The following is a 1,280-nucleotide window of genomic DNA, read 5'->3' as shown; positions in this document are numbered from 1 at the left end:
GCTTGCGTCCTGTTCGAACACATTTTCCTACCACGTGAAGAAAAAGATGGCGGAAGCGTTTGATTGTTAAAGTTTGGAAGTCACCTCCAGCTAGATGTTTGAGAAAAAGATAGAGATTGTAGGCGATACAACTCATCATCATACGAACTTCGTTTTTGATTAAGGCTGAACTATCCGTTTTATCACCAAAAAATCCCTCCTTCATCTCCTTGATGAAATTCTCGGCTTGACCACGTCCACGATAAAGCTGAAACTGGTCTTGGCTTGTTCCACTCGTCATATTTGTAACGAGAGAAATAACATCGTAGAACAAGTTTCCTTCTTTTCGTTCAGAGAACTGGCAGACACGACGCTTGTGCGACCAAGATCCTGCTTGATAGAGAGTTTCTGAGTAGGCGGAGTGGGGCAAGATGGTTAAGTCCTCATCCTGTGGGCAAGGGAGGGAAAGGTCTCCAAGACGGCTCAGAACAGTATTTTTCTTGAGTTTTATGAGGTAGTATTGCCCTGTTTTTTCAATTAAATCGTATAATTTTGGGGTCGCAAAGCTACTATCCATTCGAAAGAGAAGTTGATTAAACCGTTCGAAAACAGGTGTGATAAAGCTGTCTGCCTCTTCAGAACAATAACGATTACCAGGACGAAGCTGGGCATTGAAACAATAACCTGTCTTCCCCTCGAAAGCATAAAGAGGATGATAGCCATGAGCACGATAGTGGGCGTTATAAGCAACACCTTCTTGCTTGCCATAAGTTGTGAAATGGGTAGAATCGATATCTACAATGAGTTGGTTTAGCTGGTGAAACTGTAAAAAGAATTCGACCAATTCAAGGTTGAGGCATCGCAAACTATGGACTGTTTCCTCGTCAGTTCTGGAAAGAAAACGGGATAAGGTTGGCTGTGAAGCAAGCTGCCCTCCTTCCAACAATTTTGGAAAGTAGGCATCAGCTGACAATTCTTTACAAGCATAGTCCGTTCCATAGCCTGTTAACAGTTGAAAGAGGAACTGGACAAGGATATCTGAATCCGAATAACGACAGTAGCGGCGTTGGTCATTCGTTACTAAATACTTAGAAATCCGCTCTTTTAGTTTCAACTGGGAAAAAAGTTCCTGAAAAAAGATAAGACCACCATACTGGGTGAAATGACCTCCATCGAAAGATAGTTGGTAAAAAGACTTGTTTTGGAAGTGATGATTTGGTAAACTGTTCATGTGAGTTTCCTTTCTTTTTGTGTTTTTTTCTACACTTATACCATAAAGGGTAACCTCTTTTTTGTCTTGT

General features: G+C 41.4%; 1 protein-coding gene. It reads right to left on the bottom strand.

Annotated features, from left to right (window positions below; genetic code table 11):
• Nucleotides 1-1,210, bottom strand: a 1,210-nt coding sequence (locus HT693_RS11550; protein ID WP_172925202.1) for an IS1380-like element ISSpn5 family transposase, incomplete at its 3' end; no start/stop codon positions are given.
• Nucleotides 1,211-1,280 lie beyond the last annotated feature (70 nt).

Origin of the sequence: Streptococcus sp. 2154 (genome assembly GCF_013277255.1) — a bacterium.
Classification (GTDB): Bacteria; Bacillota; Bacilli; order Lactobacillales; family Streptococcaceae; genus Streptococcus; species Streptococcus pseudopneumoniae.
The sequence above is the reverse complement of the archived record's forward strand: the minus strand, read 5'-3'. Positions and strand labels throughout refer to the sequence as shown.